The sequence below is a fragment of the Acidovorax cavernicola genome (assembly GCF_003581445.1).
Genome location: NZ_QXMN01000016.1, coordinates 36,977 through 60,290, shown reverse-complemented (window position 1 = coordinate 60,290; position 23,314 = coordinate 36,977). Strand labels below are relative to the sequence as shown.

General features: G+C 64.1%; 29 protein-coding genes. 19 read left to right on the top strand and 10 right to left on the bottom strand.

All coding sequences use genetic code 11. The annotated features are described in order from the left end of the window. The first annotated feature begins 46 nt into the window (after nucleotides 1–46). On the top strand, nucleotides 47–2,458 hold the full coding sequence (locus D3H34_RS14680) for a penicillin-binding protein 1A (protein ID WP_167481207.1): 2,412 nt from the start codon (nucleotides 47–49) through the stop codon (nucleotides 2,456–2,458). A gap of 34 nt (nucleotides 2,459–2,492) precedes the next feature. Here the strand turns inward: D3H34_RS14680 and cyaY are convergent, their stop codons facing one another. Next, nucleotides 2,493–2,825: an iron donor protein CyaY gene (gene cyaY / locus D3H34_RS14675; RefSeq protein WP_119554242.1), complete on the bottom strand. Its 333-nt coding sequence runs from the start codon at nucleotides 2,823–2,825 to the stop codon at nucleotides 2,493–2,495. Next, nucleotides 2,825–3,109, bottom strand: coding sequence for a helix-turn-helix domain-containing protein (locus tag D3H34_RS14670; RefSeq protein WP_119554241.1), 285 nt, complete (start codon nucleotides 3,107–3,109; stop codon nucleotides 2,825–2,827). The genes cyaY and D3H34_RS14670 overlap by 1 nt, the downstream gene beginning before the upstream one ends. Before the next feature lie 86 nt (nucleotides 3,110–3,195). Here D3H34_RS14670 and D3H34_RS14665 point away from each other — a divergent pair, with 86 nt between their 5' ends. The 13 genes from D3H34_RS14665 to D3H34_RS14620 all read left to right on the top strand — a co-directional run bounded on the left by D3H34_RS14665 (nucleotide 3,196) and on the right by D3H34_RS14620 (nucleotide 10,843). Further along, complete coding sequence (locus D3H34_RS14665; protein ID WP_119554240.1) at nucleotides 3,196–3,537, top strand: hypothetical protein; 342 nt, start codon at nucleotides 3,196–3,198, stop codon at nucleotides 3,535–3,537. Further along, on the top strand, nucleotides 3,534–3,785 hold the full coding sequence (locus tag D3H34_RS14660; protein ID WP_099795279.1) for a hypothetical protein: 252 nt from the start codon (nucleotides 3,534–3,536) through the stop codon (nucleotides 3,783–3,785). The genes D3H34_RS14665 and D3H34_RS14660 overlap by 4 nt, the downstream gene beginning before the upstream one ends. Next, the gene (locus D3H34_RS33950) at nucleotides 3,782–3,994 is read left to right on the top strand and encodes a hypothetical protein (RefSeq protein WP_147400432.1); all 213 of its coding nucleotides are present in this window, start codon (nucleotides 3,782–3,784) and stop codon (nucleotides 3,992–3,994) included. Before D3H34_RS14660 ends, D3H34_RS33950 begins: the two co-directional genes overlap by 4 nt. Then, nucleotides 3,991–4,260 (top strand): helix-turn-helix domain-containing protein, encoded by a 270-nt coding sequence (locus D3H34_RS14655; protein ID WP_205736727.1) that lies wholly within the window; start codon nucleotides 3,991–3,993, stop codon nucleotides 4,258–4,260. Before D3H34_RS33950 ends, D3H34_RS14655 begins: the two co-directional genes overlap by 4 nt. A gap of 510 nt (nucleotides 4,261–4,770) precedes the next feature. Beyond that, nucleotides 4,771–5,964 (top strand): replication initiation factor domain-containing protein, encoded by a 1,194-nt coding sequence (locus tag D3H34_RS14650; RefSeq protein WP_119554306.1) that lies wholly within the window; start codon nucleotides 4,771–4,773, stop codon nucleotides 5,962–5,964. A gap of 22 nt (nucleotides 5,965–5,986) precedes the next feature. Further along, on the top strand, nucleotides 5,987–6,310 hold the full coding sequence (locus tag D3H34_RS14645) for a hypothetical protein (RefSeq protein WP_119554238.1): 324 nt from the start codon (nucleotides 5,987–5,989) through the stop codon (nucleotides 6,308–6,310). 5 nt (nucleotides 6,311–6,315) lie between these two features. Beyond that, nucleotides 6,316–6,579, top strand: a complete 264-nt coding sequence (locus D3H34_RS14640) for a hypothetical protein (RefSeq protein ID WP_119554237.1) — start codon at nucleotides 6,316–6,318, stop codon at nucleotides 6,577–6,579. After that, nucleotides 6,579–6,752, top strand: coding sequence for a hypothetical protein (locus D3H34_RS34275; protein WP_167481205.1), 174 nt, complete (start codon nucleotides 6,579–6,581; stop codon nucleotides 6,750–6,752). The genes D3H34_RS14640 and D3H34_RS34275 overlap by 1 nt, the downstream gene beginning before the upstream one ends. Before the next feature lie 324 nt (nucleotides 6,753–7,076). Then, nucleotides 7,077–7,289, top strand: coding sequence for a hypothetical protein (locus D3H34_RS14635; protein ID WP_119554236.1), 213 nt, complete (start codon nucleotides 7,077–7,079; stop codon nucleotides 7,287–7,289). A gap of 99 nt (nucleotides 7,290–7,388) precedes the next feature. Then, nucleotides 7,389–7,625 (top strand): hypothetical protein, encoded by a 237-nt coding sequence (locus D3H34_RS14630; protein ID WP_119554235.1) that lies wholly within the window; start codon nucleotides 7,389–7,391, stop codon nucleotides 7,623–7,625. A 107-nt stretch (nucleotides 7,626–7,732) separates the two neighbouring features. Continuing rightward, entirely contained in the window at nucleotides 7,733–9,127 is a 1,395-nt protein-coding gene (locus D3H34_RS33945) for a hypothetical protein (protein WP_147400431.1), read from the top strand. A 19-nt stretch (nucleotides 9,128–9,146) separates the two neighbouring features. Further along, nucleotides 9,147–9,464 carry a DUF2523 family protein gene (locus D3H34_RS14625; RefSeq protein WP_286185747.1) on the top strand — a complete coding sequence of 106 codons (318 nt, stop codon included), beginning with the start codon at nucleotides 9,147–9,149 and terminating at the stop codon, nucleotides 9,462–9,464. Beyond that, complete coding sequence (locus D3H34_RS14620; protein WP_119554233.1) at nucleotides 9,461–10,843, top strand: zonular occludens toxin domain-containing protein; 1,383 nt, start codon at nucleotides 9,461–9,463, stop codon at nucleotides 10,841–10,843. The genes D3H34_RS14625 and D3H34_RS14620 overlap by 4 nt, the downstream gene beginning before the upstream one ends. Before the next feature lie 62 nt (nucleotides 10,844–10,905). Here the strand turns inward: D3H34_RS14620 and D3H34_RS14615 are convergent, their stop codons facing one another. Beyond that, nucleotides 10,906–11,142 carry a hypothetical protein gene (locus tag D3H34_RS14615; protein WP_119554232.1) on the bottom strand — a complete coding sequence of 79 codons (237 nt, stop codon included), beginning with the start codon at nucleotides 11,140–11,142 and terminating at the stop codon, nucleotides 10,906–10,908. A 66-nt stretch (nucleotides 11,143–11,208) separates the two neighbouring features. On the opposite strand from D3H34_RS14615, the gene D3H34_RS14610 reads away from it, so the two are divergent. The 3 genes from D3H34_RS14610 (at nucleotide 11,209) to lysA (ending at nucleotide 13,392) form a co-directional block, all read left to right on the top strand. Continuing rightward, on the top strand, nucleotides 11,209–11,784 hold the full coding sequence (locus tag D3H34_RS14610) for a recombinase family protein (protein ID WP_319359306.1): 576 nt from the start codon (nucleotides 11,209–11,211) through the stop codon (nucleotides 11,782–11,784). A gap of 106 nt (nucleotides 11,785–11,890) precedes the next feature. Further along, a complete protein-coding gene (gene lptM / locus D3H34_RS14605; protein WP_434057691.1) occupies nucleotides 11,891–12,118 on the top strand; it encodes an LPS translocon maturation chaperone LptM in 228 nt (75 codons plus the stop codon). Further along, nucleotides 12,115–13,392 (top strand): diaminopimelate decarboxylase, encoded by a 1,278-nt coding sequence (gene lysA / locus D3H34_RS14600; RefSeq protein ID WP_119554229.1) that lies wholly within the window; start codon nucleotides 12,115–12,117, stop codon nucleotides 13,390–13,392. The genes lptM and lysA overlap by 4 nt, the downstream gene beginning before the upstream one ends. 7 nt (nucleotides 13,393–13,399) lie before the next feature. Here the strand turns inward: lysA and msrQ are convergent, their stop codons facing one another. The 5 genes from msrQ to D3H34_RS14575 form a co-directional block, all read right to left on the bottom strand. After that, entirely contained in the window at nucleotides 13,400–14,059 is a 660-nt protein-coding gene (gene msrQ / locus D3H34_RS14595) for a protein-methionine-sulfoxide reductase heme-binding subunit MsrQ (RefSeq protein ID WP_119554305.1), read from the bottom strand. Between the two features lie 31 nt (nucleotides 14,060–14,090). Then, entirely contained in the window at nucleotides 14,091–15,104 is a 1,014-nt protein-coding gene (gene msrP, locus D3H34_RS14590; RefSeq protein ID WP_119554228.1) for a protein-methionine-sulfoxide reductase catalytic subunit MsrP, read from the bottom strand. 160 nt (nucleotides 15,105–15,264) lie between these two features. After that, nucleotides 15,265–16,584, bottom strand: a complete 1,320-nt coding sequence (gene ccsB / locus D3H34_RS14585; RefSeq protein WP_119554227.1) for a c-type cytochrome biogenesis protein CcsB — start codon at nucleotides 16,582–16,584, stop codon at nucleotides 15,265–15,267. After that, the gene (locus D3H34_RS14580; RefSeq protein ID WP_119554226.1) at nucleotides 16,581–18,761 is read right to left on the bottom strand and encodes a cytochrome c biogenesis protein ResB; all 2,181 of its coding nucleotides are present in this window, start codon (nucleotides 18,759–18,761) and stop codon (nucleotides 16,581–16,583) included. Before D3H34_RS14580 ends, ccsB begins: the two co-directional genes overlap by 4 nt. A gap of 123 nt (nucleotides 18,762–18,884) precedes the next feature. After that, nucleotides 18,885–19,553, bottom strand: a complete 669-nt coding sequence (locus tag D3H34_RS14575; RefSeq protein ID WP_119554225.1) for a c-type cytochrome — start codon at nucleotides 19,551–19,553, stop codon at nucleotides 18,885–18,887. A 71-nt stretch (nucleotides 19,554–19,624) separates the two neighbouring features. Here D3H34_RS14575 and yihA point away from each other — a divergent pair, with 71 nt between their 5' ends. Continuing rightward, nucleotides 19,625–20,365: a ribosome biogenesis GTP-binding protein YihA/YsxC gene (yihA, locus tag D3H34_RS14570; RefSeq protein WP_119554224.1), complete on the top strand. Its 741-nt coding sequence runs from the start codon at nucleotides 19,625–19,627 to the stop codon at nucleotides 20,363–20,365. Nucleotides 20,366–20,455: 90 nt separating this feature from the next. Further along, the gene (locus tag D3H34_RS14565; protein WP_119554223.1) at nucleotides 20,456–21,370 is read left to right on the top strand and encodes an alpha/beta fold hydrolase; all 915 of its coding nucleotides are present in this window, start codon (nucleotides 20,456–20,458) and stop codon (nucleotides 21,368–21,370) included. Here D3H34_RS14565 and D3H34_RS14560 read toward each other — a convergent pair. After that, complete coding sequence (locus D3H34_RS14560; RefSeq protein WP_119554222.1) at nucleotides 21,364–22,248, bottom strand: LpxL/LpxP family acyltransferase; 885 nt, start codon at nucleotides 22,246–22,248, stop codon at nucleotides 21,364–21,366. The two genes, D3H34_RS14565 and D3H34_RS14560, sit on opposite strands and share 7 nt — an antisense overlap. Next, complete coding sequence (locus D3H34_RS14555) at nucleotides 22,245–23,144, bottom strand: lysophospholipid acyltransferase family protein (protein ID WP_119554221.1); 900 nt, start codon at nucleotides 23,142–23,144, stop codon at nucleotides 22,245–22,247. Before D3H34_RS14555 ends, D3H34_RS14560 begins: the two co-directional genes overlap by 4 nt. Between the last annotated feature and the right edge of the window lie 170 nt (nucleotides 23,145–23,314).

Genomic DNA, 23,314 nt, shown 5'->3' with positions numbered 1-23,314 from the left:
CCGAGGGGGCGGCTTTTTATAATGTCCGGTGACTCTCCGGGCCCCCATGCAAGAAACTTCCAGCCCCCAAGGGCGCGCCAAGACCCCTCCCCCTGAACGCCCCTTCTGGCTGAAATGGCTGCTGCGTTTCGTGTTCTGGGGTGCGGGGCTCGCTGCGGCGGGCCTGCTTTCCATCCTGTGCGTGGTGGCCGTGGCCCTGGCGGTCGCCTATCCCAACCTGCCGGACATCTCGGAGCTCTCCGACTACCGCCCCAAGCTGCCGCTGCGGGTGTTCTCCGCCGAAGGCACGCAGATCGGCGAATTCGGGGAAGAACGACGCAACCTCACCCCGATTGCAGCCATCCCCAAGGTCGTGAAGGACGCGGTGCTCGCCGCCGAAGACGCCCGCTTCTATGACCACGGCGGGGTCGACTACAAGGGTCTGGTCCGCGCCGGCATCGCCAACCTGAACCGCGTGAAGAGCCAGGGCGCCTCGACCATCACCATGCAGGTGGCCCGCAACGTCTACCTGAGCTCCGAGAAGACGCTGACCCGCAAGATCTACGAAGTGCTGCTGACCTTCAAGCTGGAGCACCTGCTCACGAAGGACCAGATCTTCGAGATCTACCTGAACCAGATCTACCTGGGCAACCGCGCCTACGGTTTCGCGGCCGCCTCCGAAGCCTATTTCGGCAAGCCGCTGTCCGACATGTCGATCGCCGAGGCCGCCATGCTCGCGGGCCTGCCCAAGGCCCCCGGCGCGAACAACCCGGTCAACAACCCACAACGCGCGCGCGGACGTCAGTTCTACGTGATCGACCGCATGCAAGAGGCCGGCTTCATCACCGCCGAGCAGGCCGCCGAGGCCAAGAAAGAACAATTGCACCTGCGCGACGCCGCCGATCCGAACCGCCTGCACGCCGAGTACGTGGCCGAAACCGTGCGCCAGCTGATGTATGCGCAGTACGGCGACAGCACCTACACGCGCGGCCTCAAGGTCTACACCTCGCTGGTCGCCGCCGACCAGGCCGCCGCCTACAAGGCCCTGCGCAAGGGCATCATGGATTACGAACGCCGTCAGGTGTATCGCGGCCCCGAGAAGTTCATCGACCTGCCGAACGACCCCAAGGAACTCGACGAGGCGGTGGACGACGTGCTCAACGACCACCCTGACAACGGCGACGTGATGGCGGCCGTGGTGCTCAAGGCCACACCCAAGGAAATCCAGGCCATCCGCGCCAACGGCGACGCCGTGCAGATCACGGGCGACGGCCTCAAGCCCGCGCAGTCGGGCCTCTCCGACAAGGCGCCGCCCAACATCAAGATCCGTCGCGGCGCCGTGATCCGCGTCGCCAAGACGCCCAAGAACACCTGGGAAATCACCCAGTTGCCCGAGGTCGAGGGCGCGTTCGTGGCCATGGACCCGCGCGACGGCGCCATCAAGGCGCTGGTCGGCGGCTTCGACTTCGGCAAGAACAAGTTCAACCACGTCACGCAGGCCTGGCGCCAGCCGGGCTCGAGCTTCAAGCCCTTCATCTACTCGGCGGCGCTCGAAAAGGGCTTCACCCCCGCCACGGTCATCAACGACGGCCCGCTGTTCTTCGACGCCGGCACCACCGGCGGCCAGCCCTGGGAGCCCAAGAACTACGGCGGCGGCTTCGACGGGCCGATGTCGATGCGCACCGCGCTGATGAAATCGCGCAACCTGGTGTCGATCCGCATCCTCCAATCCATCGGCACGCGCTACGCCCAGGACTGGATCACCAACTTCGGCTTCGACAAGGACAAGCACCCCGCCTACCTCCCGATGGCGCTCGGTGCCGGCGCCGTCACGCCGATGCAGATGGCGGTGGGCTACTCGGTGTTCGCCAATGGCGGCTACCGCGTGAATCCGTACCTCGTGACCCGCATCACCGACCACAAGGACCGCGTGCTGGTCGACGTCCAGCCGCCGCTGCTCAACGAGGCGTCGCGTGCGATCCCGCAGCGCAACGCCTTCATCATGGACACGCTGCTGCAGTCCATCACGCGCGCCGGCACGGCCGCGAAGGCGCAGGCGATGCTCAAGCGCCCCGACCTGTACGGCAAGACCGGCACCACCAACGACTCGCTCGACGCCTGGTTCGCGGGCTTCCAGCCCACCATGACGGCGATCTCGTGGATCGGCTACGACACGCCGCGCAACCTGGGTGACCGCGAAACCGGCGGCGGCCTGAGCCTGCCGATCTGGATCACCTACATGGAAACCGCCCTCAAGGGCGTGCCCGTGACCGACCTGTCGACCGCGCCGCCCTCGGGCATCGTGAGCGTCGGCGGCGAGTGGTACTACGACGACTACGCGCCGGGCCGCGGCGTATCGAGTCTGGGCGTGGAGTCTTCCGCGCCGGTGGCACCCGCGGAAGCCCTGAGCGGCCCGGCGATCAGCGCGCCGGCGCCACCCGAGGAGCGCAACCGCATCCTCGACCTGTTCAGGAACTGATCGACAGAGAAGGAAATCGGTGGAAAGCGGCGGCTCAGGCCGCCGCGAACACCAGCGCCAGCCCCGTCTGCAGGCTCGCCTCGCGCGAGAGGTTGCCGAAGAACTCTTCCCCGGTCTTGGTGTCCACCCACACCCGACCGTCGTGCCGGTAGTGATAGCCGCCGGAGCGTGCCGCCAGCCAGATTTCATGCAGCGGCTTCTGCAGGTTCACGATCAGCTGGCTGCCGTTCTGGAACGACATCGTGATCATCCCGCCGACCCGCTGGTTGTCGATGTCGGCGTCGGTCGCATCGTTGATGCGGTCGCAGGCCTGCTCGATGGCGGCAAGCGCCGCCTCGGCGTGGTCCATGTACTCGGTGTCGGTCATTACAGCTTTTTAATCTTCGACAGAGCCACCTGCAGCGCATGGGTGGCTCGCTTTCCTTGCGGGCTTTCGAGGTTGATTCCTTCGATCACCGCCTCGATGGTTGCTTCGGTCGGGTCTTCGTCGACCGCGCTTGCGAGTGCTGCCCGATCTGGCGGGCTGCAGTAGCGCTTGCCCGCTTTCCACATCGAGATGTGGGTATTCGGAACGCCTATCGCTTCTGCTAAGGCGCCATAGCTTCCGTAAATGTCTTTACCTTTCTCGATAAGAACATTCAATTGGCTCATGTGTTACCTCAAGTGATAAAGTGTGACTTACCAGATGCGATAACTAAAACCGCTTCTGGTAACTACATTCTGCCACCGGAGCCGCCATGCACCAAGTTTCTTTCTCCCTCTTTGCGCAGCGACAGCAGCAAGCCGATTGCGCGCCCTCGGCCATTCAAACCGTCGAGGTCAAAGCTGTGGCGGCTCCAGCCTTGTCGGGGTCGGGGGCGTGCACCCAGTTGCCCTATGGCGGCGTGTTTGTGCCTATGCGCGCTGTGAGCGTCTTCGATCTTCATGACGGATGGCGTGGGGAGTGGTTCGGGGATTGGCAGAGTGAGGGCCTCCTCGATGCGCCTGAGTTCCTGCCGGCTGGCGGGCACCATTCGTTGGAGTGTGGGCGCGAGGCGGTCGCGGACGGTTTTTCAATGGTCGTGCGGGGTCACGCATGAGCATCGTCCGCGCTGCTGTTGGTCGTCCAGCCATTCACGTCGACAACGCCGCCAAGGTTCGTGCGCATCGTGCCGCGAAGGGCCGTATCGAGTTCACAGACGATCCCAAGATCAAGCAAACCATTGCTGGCATCGCCAGTGAACTCGGCTGCTCTGAGGCTGATGTGCTGCGCTCCATTACGCGTTTCGCGCTGACGAATCGCAACTGGAAGCAGGTCGGTCTCTACGGCTCCAAGGGCCTGCAATGACTGCAGCTGAAAAGCTCGAATGGAAGCGCCGCGCCTTCATGGCGATCAATGCGCCTATTCCGCAGGCCATCCGTATCGGGTCGGCCGTCGCTTCTTCTCAATACCGTGATGACGCTGCCGTGTGTGCGGCGTTCGTGCGTCGTGGTGTCCAGCCCGACCGCGCAAAGGTCGCATGCCTGCGCCTCGAAGGCCAGCAGGGGCGGTTGTGATCACGATGACTACCGGCACTCTTGGCACCGGCATGACGCTGTTTGCTGTGAATCCTGCCAAGCAGGCCGGGCGGCGCGGTCCCTATGTCGCATATCCCGATCAATCGGCGATTCGTCGTATGCGTGTCAAGCAGGGTATGACGCAACCGGAGTGCGCGAAGCATTGTGGTGTGTCGTTGCGTACGTTCCAGCGTGCTGAGGCTGGCGACGTGGTGCCTACGCATGTCAAACGCAAGATCGAGCGTGCGCTGGGGGCGGCATGGTGAAACCCGCCAAGTGCTCGAGCACGAATCCCGCCACTCAGGCCGGGGCGCCCTTCGTCTCGGCGCATGACGCGGCACAGCGTGCGCTACGGGCGTGGGCCTTCGCCTCGCCCCCGTCCTTGCTGAGCGGCTGTTCCATGGCGTGCAGCCATGGCCCGAGCATCGCTGCGGCGCAAAGCGACGTAGCCCGCCCACAGCGTGTGATCCCCCTGAAGCGTGAGGGATCGCTAGTCGCGCAAGCGATTGAGACGCCGTACCCGGTGGCTCAACCCGAAGGGCCAGAGCCCGGTCCGCAGGACACGCCCTCTGCTGATGGCGCGTGCCTCCTGCAATGCCTTTACCTCGCCGACCGCTGCGACCGCAATTGCGCTGGATGCGCTGTCACTGCGAGCGCGGCGCGGGAAGGGGCCCCGCTTGCGGGGAAGGGCACCGCGCAGGCGAGCGGGCGGCAGTGCGGCAAGTGCCCCGATGGTAATCACGGGGTATATCAAATTTCGGAAGGTGGACGGGACTATGACCAAGGTTAAAGACAAGAGTGCACTCGTCCTCGACGGCAATGTCGTCAAGGTTCGTTTGATGGCTGAACGCCAAGCATCGAACTCGATGGTTCACGTCGATTGGCTTCGCTTCACTGTCCGCTTGCGCAATGCACCTCCGTTTCTCACGGACAAGCGCGCGGAGTCCACCAGCATCTGGGATGAGGGCTACCGGCTCCACAAGCTGCTGAGCCTCATCAACGAACTGCCTGATCACGAACGCGATGCATGCGGGCAGGCGTCCGCCCTCGCAGACCGTGTTTGCATGGCTTTGGGCTTCGAGTTCAACCGCGGGGCGGAGCTCGGAAAGGGGCATGATTTCTACAAGCATCGTTGGCCTATCCATCGCTGCGGCGCAGAGGTGGGTTGGGTTGGCTTCGGTGCGTCGTCGGACAGCCCTAAGCAACGTGCCCAGGCTGAGTCCATGCACGTGAACCTCTACGGCGTCGCATGCACGTTTGCGGAGCACGGCTGGACCGACCGCATGGCGAAGATCGTTGACGAACTGGACGGAAAGATCACCCGCGCCGACCTCGCACTCGACTTTTTCGATGGCTTCTCAGGCGGCATTGAGCGTGTGTTTAAAGAGTACTGCGAAGGCCTCTGCGACAGCTATGGGCATAGGCCAGCGCTGCGAGATATCAACTGGGCTAAGGGCTGTTCCCGGTCCCTGTACATCGGCTCCAAGGATGCGGGCAAAGAGACCAACATCTACGAAAAGGGCGATCAGCTCTTCGGTGAAAAGGTCGGTAGCAAGTGGCTGCGTTTCGAGCTGCGCTACGGCAACAAAGTTCGCGTTCTCGATACCGACCTTCTGCGCCGTCCCTCCGACTTCTTCGCAGGCGCGAGTGACTGGCATGCGGCCATCCTTCGCGAGGCCGGTGATGTTGCGACGCCCGAGTACATCGCCTACACGCCCAAGCCGGCGCTGATGCATGTCAAGGCTGAATGCACTCGCAACGCGCTGCATCTTCTGAACAACGCGGCTCCCTCCATTGCGCTTGCGTTCCAGTACCTGACAGAGGAGCAGTTCCTCGAACTGGTCACGCATAAGAAGCGCCCCAAGCGGCTCGCTTCCTTCTCCCACGCTGACCTCTCTGAGGCCTACAGCGAGGCGTTCTCTCAATTCGTGGTTCCGCGATCTGGCCCAGTCGCGATGAGCCTTCAATAAATCGGGCTTGGAGTAATCAATCATGCGCATGCAAAGCGAGTCCACCCTGTTCGGCATCAAGGCATCCGAAGGCACGTTCAATGACCGTGCTTTCGACAGCTGCACGTTCCACCTGGACGCCGACATTGCCAGCAACGGCAGTGGCGAAGCCATCGGTATCAGCACTCGTCCTTTCAAGTTCGGCAAGTCCGACGAATTCCAGAAATGGAAGCACCTCGGCAAGTCGCTGCCGATTCGCGTCATCTGCACGTTCGATGTGGTCGCGGCCAGCGACAACAAGACGCAGCTCACGCTGGTCGATATCAAGCCGGTCGAGCGCGCTGCGACCGCAAAGGCTGCGGCCTAACTGCCATGCGTCTCATTGTCCAGAGCTTGGTAACGGGGAAATTCCTCGCGCCGTCTGCTGACGATGGGCAGCCGGAATGGGTGCGCTCGCTGGGTCAGTCTGGCGGCGGTGTTGTCGATGACGCGGAACGCGCTACCCAGCTGGTGCACGACTGGACCGATCTGGACGATGAGGCGGTCATTGTGGACCTCGATGTGCTCGGGAGGGCCAATGACACCGATGAGCATCAATCGCAATTCGTATCCGGAAACGCTGGGGGTGGCTTGTGATGTTCGGCGTTGAACACCTGATGGCCGCGATGCTGTTCGGCCTTCTGATGGGCCTCGGCTTTTGCGGCCTTGCATGGTGGTCAGGTGAGCGTGCTGAGCGCTATGTGCGTATCGAACGCGCACGTCGCCGCGATCACGGCAGGTTGCCCCTCATGCGGTGGGTCGAGTCGTGATCCGGTATTTCTTCCGTCGAGTCGTTGGCGCGTTTGCATCGCGGCTCGTCGGCCTGTTGTTCAAGCTCTTTAAGTGATTTCAGTGGTTAGCCCTCCAACGTCGTGAGACGCCGAGGGTCTTCCGGTGCAATCCCGAATGTTTCGGAACACCGCTCAGGAGATATCTATGGGCGATGAGGATGACTTTGACCCTATCGGCATCTGCATTCATTGCGGTGCCGAGGTGGGGTATTCGCTGTGGGAGGAGCATCCCTATAACGATGGGATCGTTTGCCCCGAGTGCGAGGGGCCCCAGTCTGTTGAAGACGTGTATCCGTCTGCCTGATGCGCTACCTGATTTGCACCGTCGATGTTTCGCCATGCCCTCCTGAGAGTGTGCAGGCCGTCACGTTCGCGGAGACGGTGGACCTTTCATCGATGGGGGTGACTCCTGAGATGTTTTTGAAGGTCTACGCGATGGGTTTCGGTGGGGTGATGACGGCATTCATGCTGGGCTACGTGCTCGGCGTGGTGCTTGGACTGATACGGAAAGCGTGAGTGGTTTTAGCCGGTAGCCGGCCAGCGTTGTGAAACGTCGTCGGCCTCCGGGTGCAACCCCGAATCTCTCGGGACACCGCTTTTTAAGGAAATGTTCTCATGAACAAGATCAAGACCGTTCTGTCCAATGGCTACGCTCGCGCCGGTGCCATCGTCGCTGGTGCACTGCTGGCCTCGCCCGCGTTCGCGCAAACCAGTCCGTGGGATGCCTTCTTCGATGCCGTGGACTTCTCCGGCGTGTCGGCGAAGGTGATCGCAGGCGGCCTGCTCATCGTGGGCATCGCCGTGGCCTACAAGGGTCCGGACCTCGCCAAGCGCCTCGTTCGCAAGGCCTAAGGGGTCGCCATGCTTAGCGGTGCTTTGGTGTTGGTGTTCTGGGCTTCAGTGCTGGGCCTTGGCACCGCTAGCGGCATTGCGTTTGTCCTCGGGGTGAGGTCTGCGCAATGAAAATCAAGCAGTTATTTTTCTGTTCGGCCTTGCTGTTGCTCTGTGGTGGAGCTCATGCAGGTCGTGGCATTGATCGCGCTACGGGTCAGGCGCTTTGGAATGCTGCGGTCCATGGCCGCACTACGACTATCGGCGGTGGCTCGGGGTCGATGAAAGTCATCAGCCCCGCTGGAACGAGTTCTGCGGGTGCGGCTGGTGCCACCAAGGTTACTGGCAGTGGAACAGTCCCGGTCGCTCAGAAGCAGGTGCCTGTGGGTTTCACCGGCGAAGTGGCAAAGGAGGTTGTTGTTGGTGGTGTCATTGGATGCGCTACCGGTGGTCTGGTCGGTTGCGCATTGGGTGTTGGTGTTCCGCTTGCGACTGCCTATTTGAGTCTTTCAGGCGCGCGTGTGAATCCCGAGACTGGGCAGTTGGAGCGGCGTGATTTGGATATTTGCATCACTGGTCCCTGCTATCAGTATCGCGATGGGTACTCGCCCGCACCATATGTTTGGTCTGCTTCTCGGGCTAGCGCCTGTGAGCGCGGTGCTGCATATAACACCTCGATTAATGTCACTTATCGTTTTGTATTTGTAGGCGTTTTGGCGAATGGTAGGTGTTCGATAGAAACCTATAACAAGTTTTCTGGCGCGTTCTTTGATAAGTCAGAGCAGACTGTTGTTCAAGGTGGTGAGATTCCGCCTGCTTCGCCTACGTGGTATCCGGCTACTCCTCAGGAGGTCAGGGATGCCCTTTATAAGAACGATCCTGCTCCCGGAATAGTCGATGAGCTTTCCAAGTTCGGAAATATCACGTGGCCGCTTGGCAATGTGAAGGTGACTGGTCCTTCTGAGGTCAAGGGGCCTAAGAGTACGTCTGTCACTCAGTCGGGCAGTAGGACCGATACGACTGTCAGTCAAGAGTCCACTCCGCTGAGCTATAGCGGCCCCACCGTTACGGCAGGCAACACTACTCGTACTTCCACTACGACCAGCACAACGACGAATCCTGATGGCACGACGTCGACGTCGACTAGCACGACGACGGAGACAACTGAGCAGGGCACTGAAGGCGCTCCGCAAGAGGAGCCAGAAGAAGCGCCAACTGATACGGCGCTCCCTGCGGTCCCCACTCTCTACACCCGGAAGTATCCGCAGGGGTTGGTGGGCATCTGGAACGAAAAGAAGTCTGAGCTGAATCAATCGCAGTTGTTCACACTGCCTAGTCAGTTGTTGCCTACTGGTGTGGGCGGCGGAAGTTGTCCCACGTGGACCATCCCTCTTGATATGGCTGGCTTTCACGACTGGGGCATGGCTGACCTTTCCGTGCCCTGCTGGGTGTATGACGTGGTCAAGGCCATCGTTTTGATTGGCGCTGCGATTCTCGCGCGCGCATTGATCTTTGGGGGGTGATGTGGCTGCTGCTTTCACGATGCTCTTTGCGAAGCTCGCGGCCATCGTCGAGTGGATCGGCAAGCTCGCCGTTGCGGTTTTCACTGCGGCTTGGGATTTCATTCGAGACGCCGCCTGCTGGCCGTTTGAGCAGGTCATGGAAATTGTCGTTAGCGCGGTGCAGGCTGTAGACCTCACGCCTGTCACTTCGTCGCTGCAGAGCTGGGGCACGTTGCCTGGAGAGATCCTCAACATGCTCGGCCTGCTTGGTGTTGGGCAAGCTGCGGCGATCATTGTTGCGGCCATCGGTATCCGTCTGGTTCTTCAGCTCATCCCGTTTACAAGGCTCGGATCATGATCAATGGCCTGGAAGGCATCCCCGGATCGGGGAAGAGTTTTGAGGCATCGGTTTATCAGGTGCTGGATGCGCTGAAGCGCGGTCGCAAGGTCATCACGAATTTGCCATTGGTGCTTGAGGCTTATGCGGCCATCGATTCGAGCTATGGCGATCTGTTGGAGCTGCGCTATACACCTGCTCCTGTTCGTGGCACGTGGGATGCGGAGCGGGTTGATCCTGCGACGGGGCAGGGTCAAGCGTTCGAGTTGTACGCTGATGGTCGTCTAGAAAAGGCGCCTGACGGGACTAGGCTTTTCGGCCACGTGTGGGACTACTGGTCTGATTGGAAGCATCCAAAGACAGGTCAAGGGCCTCTCTTCGTGATCGACGAGGCTCACGTGACGATGCCGCGCATTGGTACGTCGAAGGAGGTGGTCGAGTACTACAAGCTGCATCGGCATTTCAACGCCGATATCTTGCTTTGCACCCAGCGATTCAGGGCGATGTGTCAGGACATCGCCGAGATCATGGCGATGGTGATCAAGGTCCGCAAGGCGGATATTTTGGGTCGTCCTGACAGCTATATCCGGAAGGTGTATTCGGGCTATCGAGGTGCGATCGTGCAGACTTCGGAGCGCAAGTATCAGCCGGAGTTTTTCTGCCTCTACAAATCGCACACTCAAGGTGGTTCGGCACTTGAGGCCGGCGTATCTGACGTCAAGCCTTTTCTCACAAAGTGGCGCCGCATGTCGTGGGCGCTGTACGTCGTCATTGCAGTGGTGACGGTGTGGGCGTGGTGGCCTGCAAGGGATATGGACAAGAAAGCGAAGCTGCACGATGGTCGATCTGTTGCCGACATTGCAGTTCCGAAGGGCGCGCCTTTTACGCCCTGTGTCGAAGGTGCTGTTTGGAAAAACGATGAGTGCGTCAAAGCTCCTGCAGACATGGGAAAGGCTGTGGTCGATTCGCCCAAGCTCGCCATTGAGGCCCAGTCGGATGGTGGTGGCGTCGAGCCATTGAAGGGCAAGAATCTTCACCTCACTGGCCGTATGCATATGCGGGGCAAGACGATCTATACCTTGTCGATCAGTGAAGGTGGTCGGCGCTTCCTCGATACGACCAGTGAGGAGCTTGAGCGCGCTGGGTACAAGTTGGAAGCACTCGGTGCCTGCATGGGTAGGCTGAGCTATGGTTCCAAGGTGTACCCGGTCATTTGTGACGCGCCGCAGCTTGCGGTGGGCACTGAGCGTGCGCCAGTGGTGGTCGCTGTGCCCGGTGTTCAGCCTGGGCAGGTTGTTGCTTCTGGCGTCTCGCCTGTGGGTGCTCAGGTCACGTCTATCGAAGGTGGTGGATTCCGCGATCCGCTGCGCGGTGGGGGCTCTGCCGTTGGTGCCCGCTGAGGCGATTTAGGCTGCCGATGCGGTATCGGTATGCGTCGGAGAAATGCTCGATTCGTTTCCGGTTACTGGATCAGGCGATAGGCGAGCAGCAGTAGGACGGCAATGCAGAGCCAGACAAGCAGCTGAAGGGACCAATGCCAATCAGCGCCCCACAGCTTCCGAGGGTTGGCGTTGTCCAGTAGATCTACGGGGATTCGCGGTCCGCTGCGCTTCTTGGGCTTCGACCGCTCGGCGCGCTCTTCTTCCATGCGGCGGCGCTGAATCTCATCGCGGTACCAGTCCCTGTCTTGCATTCCCATGGGGTCTCTCCTTTCCTGTAGTCTACAAGTGCTTACAAAGGTTGCAAAAGGGCGGGAGGGCTGCTGGTGCTGATTGGATACGCGCGGGTATCTACTGCGGATCAAAACACGTCGATTCAATATGAAGCATTTTTGAGGGCAGGCGTGAGCTACGTTGTTGAGGAAAAGCGGTCTGCAGTGAAGAAGCGTCCTGTGCTCGAGGATGTGCTTCGCAGGATTGGCCCGGGCGATACGTTGGTGGTCTACAAGATGGATCGCTTGGCTCGTTCGCTCGTGCACCTGCTGAGCGTTTTTGCGCACCTCGAGGCTCGCTCTGCGGGCTTTCGGTCGCTGACTGAGCCAATCGAGACTGAGACGCCTGTGGGGCGTCTTTTCATGCAGATGCTGGGGTCGTTCGCTGAATTCGAGCGGGCGCTGATTCGTGATCGGTGCTTGGCTGGCCAGATAGCTGCGCGGGCTCGGGGACAGGTGTGGGGCAGGCCTCGGGTCCTGGGCGTTGAGGATGAGGCCGGGGTGGTCGAGATGTACCGCTCTGGGTTCTATACCGTGCCGCAGATCGCGCAGATGCTGGGCGTTGGGCTGGGTGCTGTGCGCGGGCCGTTGTGTAGGGCCGGCTTGCTGTCAGGGCGATATTTGCGCTGAAGGCGGTTATCGGAAGGCGGTCAACAAATTGCGTTGCAGGGATAGTCCTCTGCGGTGCAGTGTCGAAAAGTACAATTTCGGCATGTTGAATGTTCGCCAAATTCTAGTGAGCGCCCGCGCCCGCACCGCGCTCATGGTCTGCCTCGTCGCCGGCGCGACCGGCCTTGCGGCGTGCGGACAGCGCGGTGCGCTCTACCTGCCGACCGATCCGGCGGCCGCCCAGCGCGCCACCTTGCCCCAATTGCTCACGCCCGGCGGCTCCAAGGCGTCCGACGAAGCGGCAGCCCCCAAGCCCGCCGCAGCGAGCAGCGCTCCTTCCTCCCCCCAGAAATGACGACGAACACCTCCCTGCCCGGCCATCCCCACATCGCTCACCGGGACGGCGCCCTGCACGTCGAGGGCGTCGCGCTCGATGCGCTGGCGCGCGCACATGGCACGCCGCTGTTCGTCTATTCGAAGCAGTGGATGCTCGACGCCCTGGCAGCCTACCAGCGCGGCTTCGAGGGCCGCGAGGCGCTGATCTGCTATGCGATGAAGGCCAACTCCTCGCTCGGCGTGTTGCGCGTATTCGCCGAGGCCGGCTGCGGTTTCGACATCGTCTCGGGCGGCGAGCTGTCGCGCGTGCTGGCCGTGGGCGCCGATCCGAAGAAGATCATCTTCTCGGGCGTCGGCAAGACGCGCGCCGAGATGCGCCAGGCCCTGGCGGCCGACATCGCCTGTTTCAACGTCGAGAGCGAAGCCGAACTCGACGTGCTCAACGAGGTGGCGCTGGCCGAGAAGACGCGCGCGCCGATCAGCATCCGCATCAATCCGAACGTCGATCCGAAGACGCACCCGTACATTTCCACCGGCCTGAAGGGCAACAAGTTCGGCATCGCGCACGATCGCGCGGTGCAGGCCTATCAGCACGCGGCCCGGCTGCCGGGCCTCGAGGTGGTCGGCATCGACTGCCACATCGGCTCGCAGATCACCGAAGCCTCGCCCTACCTCGACGCCTGCGACCGGGTGCTCGACCTGGTGGAGGCCATCGAGGCGGCCGGCGTGCCGATCCATCACCTGGACTTCGGCGGCGGCCTGGGCATCGACTACAACGGCGAAGTGCCGCCCAAGGCCGATGCGCTGTGGCAGCAACTGCTGGCCAAGCTCGATGCGCGCGGCTTCGGCCAGCGCAAGCTGGTGATCGAGCCCGGCCGCTCGCTGGTCGGCAATGCCGGCGTGTGCGTGACCGAGGTGCTCTACACCAAGCCCGGCGAGGACAAGAACTTTTGCATCGTCGACGCGGCCATGAACGACCTGCCGCGTCCCGCGATGTACCAGGCCTTCCAGAAGATCGTGCCGCTGCGCGAGCGTGCCGGCGACGCACCGACCTACGACGTGGTGGGCCCGGTCTGCGAAAGCGGCGACTGGATCGGCCGCGACCGCGCGCTCAACGTGGTGGCCGGCGACCTGCTGGCCGTGCTGTCGGCCGGTGCGTACTGCATGAGCATGGCCAGCAACTACAACACGCGCGGCCGTGCCGCTGAAGTGCTGGTGAGCGGTGCCGACGCGAAGTTGATCCGCCGCCGCGAGACGATGGAAGACCAGCTGCGCAGCGAGATCGACGGCTGATTGCCGTCTATCCGTTGGTGCGCAGCGGCTTCTCGCTGTTGCGCACCACGCCCGCCACCGGCCTCGCCTTTCGCTTGCTCGCGAAATTCCAGACCCGCCAGGCGAGCAGCACGCCGATGATGGCCGCGTAGACGAACACTTCCGCGAAGTTGTTCTTGCCCGCGCGCATCCAGAAGAAGTGCAGCAGCCCGAGCCCCGCGATCACATAGACCAGCTTGTGCAGCAGCTGCCAGCGCCTGGCGCCCATGGCCTTGATCGCGCGGTTGAATGAGGTGGCGGCCAGCGGCGTCAGCAGCACGAAGGCCGAGAACCCCACCAGGATGAACGGTCGCTTCGCGATGTCCTTGGCGATCTCGCCCCACTCGAAGCCCATGTCGAACCAGCTGTAGCACAGCAGGTGCAACACCACGTAGAAGTACGCGAACAGGCCCAGCATGCGACGCAGGCGCGCCAATGCGTTGAGCTTGGCGATCACGCGCAGCGGCGTCACGGCCAGCACGATGCACAGGAAGCGCAGGGTCCAGTCGCCCGTCGCGCGGATCAGGAACTCGGCCGGATTGGCGCCCAGCCCGTCGGTGAACGCGCCATAGGTCAGCCGCGCGAACGGCAGCAGGCACAGCAGGAAGACGACCGGCTTGGTCGCCGGATGCATGAGCAGCTTGTTCAGCATGGCGCAACGACCGGGCGGAGGCGCCGGATCAGTAGTTCTTCTTCAGGTCCATGCCGGCGTAGAGCTGGCCGACCTGCGCCTCGTAGCCGTTGAACATCTCGGTCTTGCGCCGCTTCGCGAACAGGCCGCCGCCGTCGCCGATGCGGCGCTCGGTCGCCTGGCTCCAGCGCGGATGGTCGACGTTCGGGTTCACGTTCGAATAGAAGCCGTACTCCTGCGCCGCCGCCTTGTTCCAGGCGGTGCTCGGCTCTTTTTCGACGAAGCGGATCTTGACGATCGACTTGGCCGACTTGAAGCCGTACTTCCATGGCACCACGAGCCGCACCGGCGCGCCGTTCTGGTTCGGCAACACCTCGCCGTACATGCCGAAGGCCAGCAGCGTGAGCGGATGCATCGCCTCGTCCATGCGCAGGCCTTCAGTGTAGGGCCAGTCGAGCACGCGCGAGCCGACGAAGGGCATGGTCTTCGGATCGGCCAGCGTCACGAACTCGATGAACCTGGCGTTGCCCTGCGGCTCGACCTTCTTGATGAGTTCGGCCAGCGAATAGCCGACCCACGGGATCACCATCGACCAGCCCTCGACGCAGCGCAAGCGGTAAATGCGTTCTTCCTGCGCGCTGAGCTTGAGCAGGTCTTCAATGCCGTACTTGCCCGGCTTCTTGACCAGCCCCTCGACCTCCACGGTCCACGGCCGGGTCTTGAGGGTGCCGGCGTTCTTCACGGGGTCGCCCTTGTCGACGCCGAACTCGTAGTAGTTGTTGTAGCTCGACGCGTCCTTGTAGTCGGTGAGCTTTTCCATGGTCTGCGCGCCCGGCACGGCCGACCTGGCGCCCGGCAGCAGCGCCAGCTTGTGCGGGCCGGTGGCCTGGGCGAAGGCCTCGCGCCCGGCGAAGCTGGCGAGCGCCGCGCCCGCGGCGCCGCCGGCCATCAGCTTCAGCAGGTCGCGCCGGCCTTCGTAGGCGGCGCGCGGTGTGATCTCGCTCGACAGGGAATGGGTGAAGCCGCTGGTGTCGCGACGCTGCGAACGGGAATGGAACGACATGACAGGCCTTTCGCGTGAATCGTGGAGCTCAGAAGATGTGGATGAATCCATGGCGGCTTCGTTCACACCTTCTCCGGGTAGTTCGTGGCATACCCCGGTTCGGTTACGCGCCATCGCGGCGCGTGGTTTCAATTCTTCGCGAAAGACGCGGTGCCTGCTGCTAGAGCGTGCCGTAACTGTGCAGGCCGCTCAGGAACATGTTCACGCCGAGGAAGGCGAAGGTGGTCACGGCCAGGCCCACCAGCGCCCACCAGGCCGCCACGGTGCCGCGCAGGCCCTTCACGAGGCGCATGTGCAGCCAGGCCGCATAGTTGAGCCAGACGATCAGCGCCCAGGTTTCCTTCGGGTCCCAGCTCCAGTAGCCACCCCAGGCGTCGGCCGCCCACAGGGCGCCGAGCACGGTCGCGATGGTGAAGAAGGCAAAGCCGACGGTGATCGACTTGTACATGACGTCGTCGAGCACCTCGTTGGCCGGCAGGCGCGCCGCGATGCGCTTGCGGCCCAGCAGGATGCCCGCCGCGATCAGCGCCGAGATGCCCGCGTAGACCACCCAGTAGCTGCCGCCCGCTTCCTGCACGCGCTGGCGGAACGCCACCGGCACGAAGCACAGCGCCGCGCCCAGCAGCCAGATCGGCGTGAGCTTGTACCAGCGGGTCTCGGTGGCCTGCTCCTTGATGAGGTAGGCGAAGGCCACCATGGCCGCCAGTGCGAAGGTGCCGTAGCCGATGAAATTGGCGGGCACGTGCAGCTTCATCCACCAGCTCTGCAGCGCCGGCACCAGCGGCTGGATCTCGTGCGCCTCGCGCACGATCGTGTACCAGAGCAGGAAGCCGACCGCGGCGCTCACCACCAGCATCACGAAGGCGCCGAGCGCGCGCGTGTTGTAGCGCTCTTCGAAGTACAGGTAGAACGCCGCCGTCATCCAGCAGAACAGCACGAACACTTCGTACAGGTTGCTCACCGGGATGTGGCCGATGTCCGGGCCGAGCTGGTGGCTTTCGTACCAGCGCACCATCGTGCCGATCAGCGCCATGGTCACGGCCGCCCAGGCCAGCCGGGAGCCGATCAGGTCGAAGGTGTCGGCCTGCTGCTTGCCGGCGAAGAAGCCGATCCAGTAGAACAGCGTGCTCATGAAAAACAGCACGCTCATCCAGAGGATGGCCGACTGGCTCGACAGGAAGTACTTGAGCCAGAACACCGAGTCGGCGCGCGCCAGGTCGCCCTGGTAGGAACTGATGGCCAGCAGCGAGGCCGCGGCCACCACCAGCGCCAGCACCCGCAGCGGGCGCCAGAACCAGCAGATGGCGATGATCGAGATCAGCGCGGCCACCAGGATCGGCTTTTCGTAGCTGTCCATCGAGGCGGCATGGCGCATGAAGGCGAACGCGCCGCCGGCCAGCACCAGCGCCGCGAACACCCAGTCGAACAGGTTGCGGCGGGAAAACCAGCTTTCGTGGAGCGTGAGGGTCGTGGTGTTCATGGTGACGCCGGTTCTTCTTTCTTCAGGGCGAGCAGCTTCTGCTTGAGATGCTCGAATTCGCGATCGCTGTCCAGGGTCTTGCGGTTGACCGAGAACGCCATCGTGGCGGCCGTTTCGCGGCCGTCGTTGTCTCCAGGAGCGCCGCCACCGGGTGTCAACCACACCCACAGCCGGCGCTCGCGCACGTACAGCATGGCAAAAATCCCGATGATCAGCAACAGACACCCCAGATAGACGATGTTCTTGCCAGGGGCGCGCGCCACCTGGAAGACGCTGGCCTGCACCTGGGTGAAGTCGGTCATCATCATCGCGACCGGCGCCGGGTAGAAGTGCGCGTCGCTCAGGGCCAGCACGGCCTGCGTCAGGTAGCCCTGCGATTTCTCGTCGTTCGGCAGCGCGGCCAGGCCGGCGCCTTCGCGGCTCAGGTTGAGCACTTCGAACAGCACGTCGTTGAGGATGCGCACCAGCACGGTGCCGGCGCGCTCGCGCTCGGCCTCGGGCACGTTGGCTTCCATGAATTCGGCAATCGCCTGCCAGCCGCCCTGCGACGAGGCGTCGGCCTTGGCGCGCTCGGCGCCCGAGAACAGTGCCAGCGCGCGGGCCGCCGACACGCGCAGCTGCTCGGCCATTTCGGGACGCTTCGGATCGGTCGCCTTGGCGATGTAGCGTTCGATGGCGCGCTCGCGGGTGGCGGGGTCGCCCAGCGCGGTACGCATGCGCACGAAGCCGTCCATCGAGCCCTGCTCGTCAGAGGGCACGCGCAGGTAGCGGAACGGCTCCTCGGGCTTCTCGCGCATGCCCAGCAGGAACACCGGCTGGCCGTCGCCGGTGTCGACCGGCACCATGTAGTTCTGGTATTCGCGCGCCTGGCCGGCCGCGTCGCGCAGCTTGTAGCCGATGCTCGGACCGATGTTGCGCAGCACCTTGGGCTTGTTGGTCTTGTTGGCCGCGCCCAGGCGCGACTCGATGCCGTGGCGCAGGTCGACCTTGCGCACGTCGGCGCCGCTGCCCATGGCGCCGCCGTCGGCGAAGTTCTCGACGTTGATCACGCGCAGCGCGGCGTACTCGAGCGTGAGCTTGTCCTTGCCGTTGGTGATCTCGGTGCTCGGGCCGCCGATGATGCCCTCGACTTCGAAGGGCTTGGCCGCCGCCGCCATCGGCACCGCCTTGAGCTTCACCTTGGAGCCGCCGTCGTCGAAGCTCGACTGGTAGATCTCCACGCCCTTGTAGCTGGCCGGGTGGTTCACCTCGATGCGCGCGGGCACCTGCTCGCCGCTCTCGCGGTCGTGCAGCACCACCTCGCTGGCGAACAGCTTGGGCATGCCGGTCGAGTAGTAGTCGACGATGAACTTCTTCAGCTCGATGGTGAACGGCAGCTCCTGCAGCAGCACGCCGTCGGCCTGGTTCAGGATGGCCACGTTGCCCTGCCCGCCCTCGGGCACCAGGATGTTGCCGCGGAAGGTCGGGTTGGCGGCGGACAGCCGGTGCTCGGGTGCCACGTCGGCGATCATGCCGCCGCCCGTGAACACGCTCTTGCCGTTGAACCAGGTCTGGGCGCGCACCACGAGGTCGCCGTCGAGCAGGCCGCCGATGCACACCAGCACGATGGCGCTGTGGGCCGCGATGTAGCCCAGCTTGTGCGCGCCACCGGCGCGCGCCGCGACCATCCAGCCCGCCGCGGCCTTGCCGTCGGCGCTGGCGTTGCGCTGCTGCAGCTTGACCTTCCAGCCGCCGCTGACCAGCAGTTGCCCGATGCGGTTGGCCGCCATGTCTGGTGTTTCCGCCAGGCGATTCTCGGCGCGCTGGCCGAAGGCCTTCAGGCTCTGGGCGCGGATGTCTTCCTTGAAGGTGCGCAGGTCGACCAGGATACGCGGCGTGTTGCGCACGACGCACAGCGTGGTGCTGATCACCAGGAACAGCAGGATGAGCATGAACCACCAGGCGCTGTAGACCGAGTCGAGCCGCGCCGTGCGGAACAGCTCCGCCCAGAAGGGGCCGAACTGGTTGATGTAGTTGTTGATCGGCTCATGCTGCTTGAGCACGGTGCCGATGATCGAGGCGATGCAGATGACCGTGAGCAGCGCGATCGCGAAGCGCATCGACGACAGCATTTCCACCGCGGCGCGAAGCAGCTGCGGGCCGCGATGTACGCGAAGGCCATGGGTGGAAACGGTCATCGGAAGGGAACCAGGGAAAGGGAGGAAAAAGCAAAAGGGCGGGCCATCCTGCTGGATCGGCCCGCCCTTTGTTTGGGATTGTTATCGGCGGTTAGTTCACGCTGGAAAGCGCGACGGCGGCAATCAGCGCAGGCCGGCGATGTAGTCGGCGACTGCCTTGATTTCGCGGTCGTTGAGCTTGGCGGCCACGCCGTTCATCGGCGAGCTGTTCAGGCGGACGTTGTCGCGGAAGGCCACGAGCTGGGCCACCGTGTAGTCGGCGTGCTGGCCGCCCAGGCGCGGGTACTGGGCCGGCAGGCCGGCACCGTTCGGGCTGTGGCAGCCGGCGCAGGCCGGGATCTGGCGATCGCCGATGCCGCCGCGGTAGATCTTTTCGCCGAGGGCGACCGTGTCCTTCTCTTTCGAGAAGCCCGGCTTGATCTTCTTGGAGCCGACGAACCAGGCGATGTTGCGCATGTCTTCTTCCGACAGCGCCGATGCCAGCGGCTTCATGATGGCGCTCTTGCGCTTGCCGGACTTGAAGTCTTCGAGCTGCTTGAGGATGTATTCGGGGTGTTGTTGCGCCAGCTTGGGGTTGGCTGCGATGGCCGAGTTGCCGTCCGCGTTGTGGCAGGAGGCGCAGCTCTGGCTGTTCGCCGGGGTGGCATTGAACAGCGTGTCGCCCTTGGCGGGGTCCGGCTTGGGCTTGGCCGCCACTGCGGCAGGTGCGGCCGCATGCTCATCGGCTGCAAAACTCGCGCTGGCTGCGACGCCCATGAGGGCTGCAAGCAGAATATTGGCAAACAACTTCATATCGGGGGCTTCGAATTTATGGCGCAAAACCCCGCGATTCTACAATGGCGCCCCGTTCCGAAAGCCCATTGATGACCTCCCCGCGCGCCAAGTCCGCCGCTTATCCTCCCCGCGCGGCCCCTGCCGTGGACCCGCAGGTCGCCGAACGCGAGCGCGTGGCCCTCGGTTGGCTGCACACCGCCCACTTCCTGACCAGCGCGCCGCAGCTGGAACACCTGCCCCCGGTCGACCTGCCCGAGATCGCTTTTGTCGGCCGTTCGAACGCCGGCAAATCGACCGCCATCAACACCCTCACTCAGCAGACACGCCTGGCTTTCGCCTCGAAGACGCCGGGTCGCACGCAGCACATCAACCTGTTCGGCATCGGCAAGCAGAAGGTCGACGACGCCGTGCTGGCCGACCTGCCCGGCTACGGCTACGCGGCCGTGCCGAGGGAAGCCAAGCTGCGCTGGCAGCGCGTGATGGGCAACTACCTCATGACGCGCGAAAGTCTGCGCGGGGTTGTCCTGATGTGCGATCCGCGCCACGGCCTGACCGAGCTGGACGAAATCCTGCTCGACGTGATCCGTCCGCGCGTCGAGCAGGGCCTGAAATTCCTCGTGCTGCTGACCAAGTCCGACAAGCTCACGCGCAACGAAGCCGCCAAGGTGCTGTCGATTACGCGACTGAACGCCGGCGGCGGCGAGGTCAAACTGTTCTCGGCCCTGAAGAAGCAAGGGGTCGGCGAGGCGGCCGAACTGCTGTGGCGCTGGGTCCATCCCGACGACGCCGCGGCACCGACGCCCGTGCCGCCTCCGGCCGAAGACGCCTGATGCGCTAGAGGAACCGGCTGCATCGAGCGCCTCGCCTGCGAAGTTCACTATCAAAAGAATAGCGACAGTCAACCCAAGGAGACACGAAGCATGATCGAGACCTTCCAACGCAGCCTGCCCAACGGCACCACCCTGAGCTGCCGCGCCGCCGGCAAGCCGGGCCAGCCGCTGATGGTGTTCCTGCACGGCTTTCCCGAGGCCGCGTTCATCTGGGACGAGCTGCTCGCCTACTTCTCCGACCCCGCCCACGGCGGCTACCGCTGCGTGGCGCCCAACCTGCGCGGCTTCGAGAAGTCCAGCGCGCCCAAGGAAGTGGCCGACTACAAGGCCCACCTGCTGATCCAGGACATCCAGCAGCTCGTCGCCACCGAGAGCGCCGACGGCACGATGGCCGCGCTGGTCGCGCACGACTGGGGCGGCGCCTTCGCCTGGGGGTACGCCAACGCCTTCCCGCAGCAGGTCGGCAAGCTGGTCATCATCAATTCGCCGCACCCGGGCACCTTCACGCGCGAGCTGCGCAACAGCGCGGCGCAGCAGCAGGCCAGTGCCTACATGAACTTCCTGGCGCGCCCCGACGCCGAAGCACTGCTCGCGGCCGACGACTTCAAGCGCATGTGGCCCTTCTTCCTGCTGATGAAGGCCGGCCCGGACGGCTTCGGCTGGCTCACCGAAGAGGTGAAGCAGCAGTACCGCGAGGTCTGGAGCGCAGGCCTCACGGGCGCCTGCAACCTGTACCGCGTGACGCCGATGAAGCCGCCGCTGCCAGGCGGGACGATCGACAGCATTCCGGTGCTGCCGCGCGAACGCCTCACGGTGAACGTGCCGACCTTCGTGTTCTGGGCGCTCGACGACGCGGCGTTGCTGCCGGGCCTGCTCGAAGGGCTGGAAGACTACGTGCCCGACCTCGTGGTGAAAAAGGTGCCGAACGCCACCCACTGGATCGTGCACGAGCAGCCGCAGCTGGTCGCTCGCGAGATCGAGGGATTCCTTCAGCGCAATCAGTAGATTGGAGGGTCGCCTTCCGGGCGCGTCTTGAACCGACGATGCACCCAGTAGTACTGGGACGGCATCGTGTCGATGTAGCCCTGCAGGCGCTCGTTCATCAGCGCCGTGTCGGCCTCGACGTCGTCGGTCGGGAAGTTCTGCCACGCCGACAGCACCTGGATCTCGTAGCCGCCGGGCGTGAGCTTGGCCACCACCGGCACCACCTTGGCCTTGCCCAGCCGCGCGAAGCGCGAGAGCGAGGGCACGGTGGCCGCCGGCACGCCGTAGAAGGGCACGAAGATGGTCTGGTCGCGCCCGAAGTCCATGTCGGGCAGCAGGTATAGCAGGCCGCCCTTGCGCAGCCCCGAGAGGACGGGCTTGATGCCGTCGACCCGATTGAGCGCCGCCACGTCGCCGAAACGGGTGCGGCCTTCGCGGATCCAGGCGTCGACCATCGGGTCGCGCTGGGTCGTGTAGATCGTGGCCGACGGGCGCGGCGTGTGCATGGTGAGCGCGGTGGCCGCGGCGTCCAGGCCGTAGAAGTGCGGCGCGAACAGGATCATCGGCGCGTCACCCTCGGCGATCTCGCGGATCTCCGACGCAGAACCGACGATCGTGAGCCGGCTCTTCACCACCTTTTCGGGCGCATGCCAGAGCCAGCTGCGGTCCAGCCACGACTGCGCCACGAAAACGAAGGTCTCGCGCGCGATGGCGCGGCGCTCGGCCTCGGACTTGTGGGGAAAGCAGACCTCGAGGTTGCGGTCGACCACGCGGCGGCGCGGCACCGCGATGCTGTGCAGGATGCGGCCGAGAAAGGCGCCAAAGCCGCGCACGAAGGGCAGCGGCAGCGGCGCGATCGTGCGCATGAAGCCGATGCCGAGTCGGGAACCGAGACTCATGGCGCGGCCCCTCCAGCAGCACTGGCCACCACGGCCGGTTCGCCGCGCGGCTCCTTGTAGCGGGCGTAGTCCCAGACGTACTGGCCGGGCAGGCTGTGGATCAGGCGGCCGATGCCGTCGTTCATGGCGGCGGCGGCGTCCTCGATGGAGGCCTCGGGGTCGGTGAGCGCGGTGCCGACGATCGGCTCGAAGCGGATCACGTAGCCCGCGCCGCGCGGCAGACGCTCGCACACGCTGAGGAAGCAGGCGGCGCCAGTCTGTTGGGCAAGGCGGGGAAGCAGGGTCATGGTGTACGCGGGGCGGCCGAGGAAAGGCGCCCACACGCCCTGCCCCAGCGGCGGCACCTGGTCGGGCAGGATGCCGGTGTAGCCGCCGCTGCGCAGCGTGCGGATCAGGCCGCGCACGCCGGTGTTGTTGGTCGGCAGGGTCTGCAGGCCGGGCCGGTCGCGCGAGCCCGCGGCGATCAGGTCGGCCATCCATTTCTTGCGCGCCGGACGGAACAGCGCGGTGATCGGACCGAAGGACTCGACGAAGCGCTCGCCGATGGCCTGGCCGCACATCTCCCAGCTGCCCAGGTGCGGCGCCACGAGGATCACGCCCTTCTTCGCGCGCATGGCGGCCTCGAAGGCCTCGACGCCTTCCCAGCGCACCACGCGCGTCAGCACGCTCTCGCCCTGCGGGCGCAGCCACAGCCAGGGCAGCTCGGAGGCCATGTGGCCGGCGGCGGCGATGGCGGGACGGTACTGCGCGGGCGAGAAGCCCGCGCTCTCGGCGTTGGCCTTGAAGCGGCGGCGATAGTCCGGCGCGCACCACCAGACCAGCCATCCCAGCAAGGCGCCGAGCCGATGCATCAATGGCATCGGCACGCGGGCAAGCAGGCGGAACAGGGTGATCATTGAACGGGAGGGGGAGGGGGAGGGTCAGGGAGGCGTCAAAAGGCGCAGGCGCGCGCATGGTATTGCGCGGCTCGAATAGAATGCAAATTGTCGCCGAGTTACGGAACAACTTGCAGGGCGACACCCACAAGCGCGAAGGCGATTGTGTCCCGTCGATTCGTCGACATCTG

Excerpts from the sequence above, each read along its gene's own strand:
- D3H34_RS14680 (WP_167481207.1), top strand. The coding sequence starts at position 47 with ATGCAAGAAACTTCCAGCCCCCAAGGGCGCGCCAAGACCCCTCCCCCT.
- cyaY (WP_119554242.1), bottom strand. The coding sequence starts at position 2,825 with ATGACCGACACCGAGTACATGGACCACGCCGAGGCGGCGCTTGCCGCC.
- D3H34_RS14670 (WP_119554241.1), bottom strand. The coding sequence starts at position 3,109 with ATGAGCCAATTGAATGTTCTTATCGAGAAAGGTAAAGACATTTACGGA.
- D3H34_RS14665 (WP_119554240.1), top strand. The coding sequence starts at position 3,196 with ATGCACCAAGTTTCTTTCTCCCTCTTTGCGCAGCGACAGCAGCAAGCC.
- D3H34_RS14660 (WP_099795279.1), top strand. The coding sequence starts at position 3,534 with ATGAGCATCGTCCGCGCTGCTGTTGGTCGTCCAGCCATTCACGTCGAC.
- D3H34_RS33950 (WP_147400432.1), top strand. The coding sequence starts at position 3,782 with ATGACTGCAGCTGAAAAGCTCGAATGGAAGCGCCGCGCCTTCATGGCG.
- D3H34_RS14650 (WP_119554306.1), top strand. The coding sequence starts at position 4,771 with ATGACCAAGGTTAAAGACAAGAGTGCACTCGTCCTCGACGGCAATGTC.
- D3H34_RS14645 (WP_119554238.1), top strand. The coding sequence starts at position 5,987 with ATGCGCATGCAAAGCGAGTCCACCCTGTTCGGCATCAAGGCATCCGAA.
- D3H34_RS14640 (WP_119554237.1), top strand. The coding sequence starts at position 6,316 with ATGCGTCTCATTGTCCAGAGCTTGGTAACGGGGAAATTCCTCGCGCCG.
- D3H34_RS34275 (WP_167481205.1), top strand. The coding sequence starts at position 6,579 with ATGTTCGGCGTTGAACACCTGATGGCCGCGATGCTGTTCGGCCTTCTG.
- D3H34_RS14635 (WP_119554236.1), top strand. The coding sequence starts at position 7,077 with ATGCGCTACCTGATTTGCACCGTCGATGTTTCGCCATGCCCTCCTGAG.
- D3H34_RS14630 (WP_119554235.1), top strand. The coding sequence starts at position 7,389 with ATGAACAAGATCAAGACCGTTCTGTCCAATGGCTACGCTCGCGCCGGT.
- D3H34_RS33945 (WP_147400431.1), top strand. The coding sequence starts at position 7,733 with ATGAAAATCAAGCAGTTATTTTTCTGTTCGGCCTTGCTGTTGCTCTGT.
- D3H34_RS14625 (WP_286185747.1), top strand. The coding sequence starts at position 9,147 with ATGCTCTTTGCGAAGCTCGCGGCCATCGTCGAGTGGATCGGCAAGCTC.
- D3H34_RS14620 (WP_119554233.1), top strand. The coding sequence starts at position 9,461 with ATGATCAATGGCCTGGAAGGCATCCCCGGATCGGGGAAGAGTTTTGAG.
- D3H34_RS14615 (WP_119554232.1), bottom strand. The coding sequence starts at position 11,142 with ATGGGAATGCAAGACAGGGACTGGTACCGCGATGAGATTCAGCGCCGC.
- lysA (WP_119554229.1), top strand. The coding sequence starts at position 12,115 with ATGACGACGAACACCTCCCTGCCCGGCCATCCCCACATCGCTCACCGG.
- msrP (WP_119554228.1), bottom strand. The coding sequence starts at position 15,104 with ATGTCGTTCCATTCCCGTTCGCAGCGTCGCGACACCAGCGGCTTCACC.
- ccsB (WP_119554227.1), bottom strand. The coding sequence starts at position 16,584 with ATGAACACCACGACCCTCACGCTCCACGAAAGCTGGTTTTCCCGCCGC.
- D3H34_RS14580 (WP_119554226.1), bottom strand. The coding sequence starts at position 18,761 with ATGACCGTTTCCACCCATGGCCTTCGCGTACATCGCGGCCCGCAGCTG.
- D3H34_RS14575 (WP_119554225.1), bottom strand. The coding sequence starts at position 19,553 with ATGAAGTTGTTTGCCAATATTCTGCTTGCAGCCCTCATGGGCGTCGCA.
- yihA (WP_119554224.1), top strand. The coding sequence starts at position 19,625 with ATGACCTCCCCGCGCGCCAAGTCCGCCGCTTATCCTCCCCGCGCGGCC.
- D3H34_RS14565 (WP_119554223.1), top strand. The coding sequence starts at position 20,456 with ATGATCGAGACCTTCCAACGCAGCCTGCCCAACGGCACCACCCTGAGC.
- D3H34_RS14560 (WP_119554222.1), bottom strand. The coding sequence starts at position 22,248 with ATGAGTCTCGGTTCCCGACTCGGCATCGGCTTCATGCGCACGATCGCG.
- D3H34_RS14555 (WP_119554221.1), bottom strand. The coding sequence starts at position 23,144 with ATGATCACCCTGTTCCGCCTGCTTGCCCGCGTGCCGATGCCATTGATG.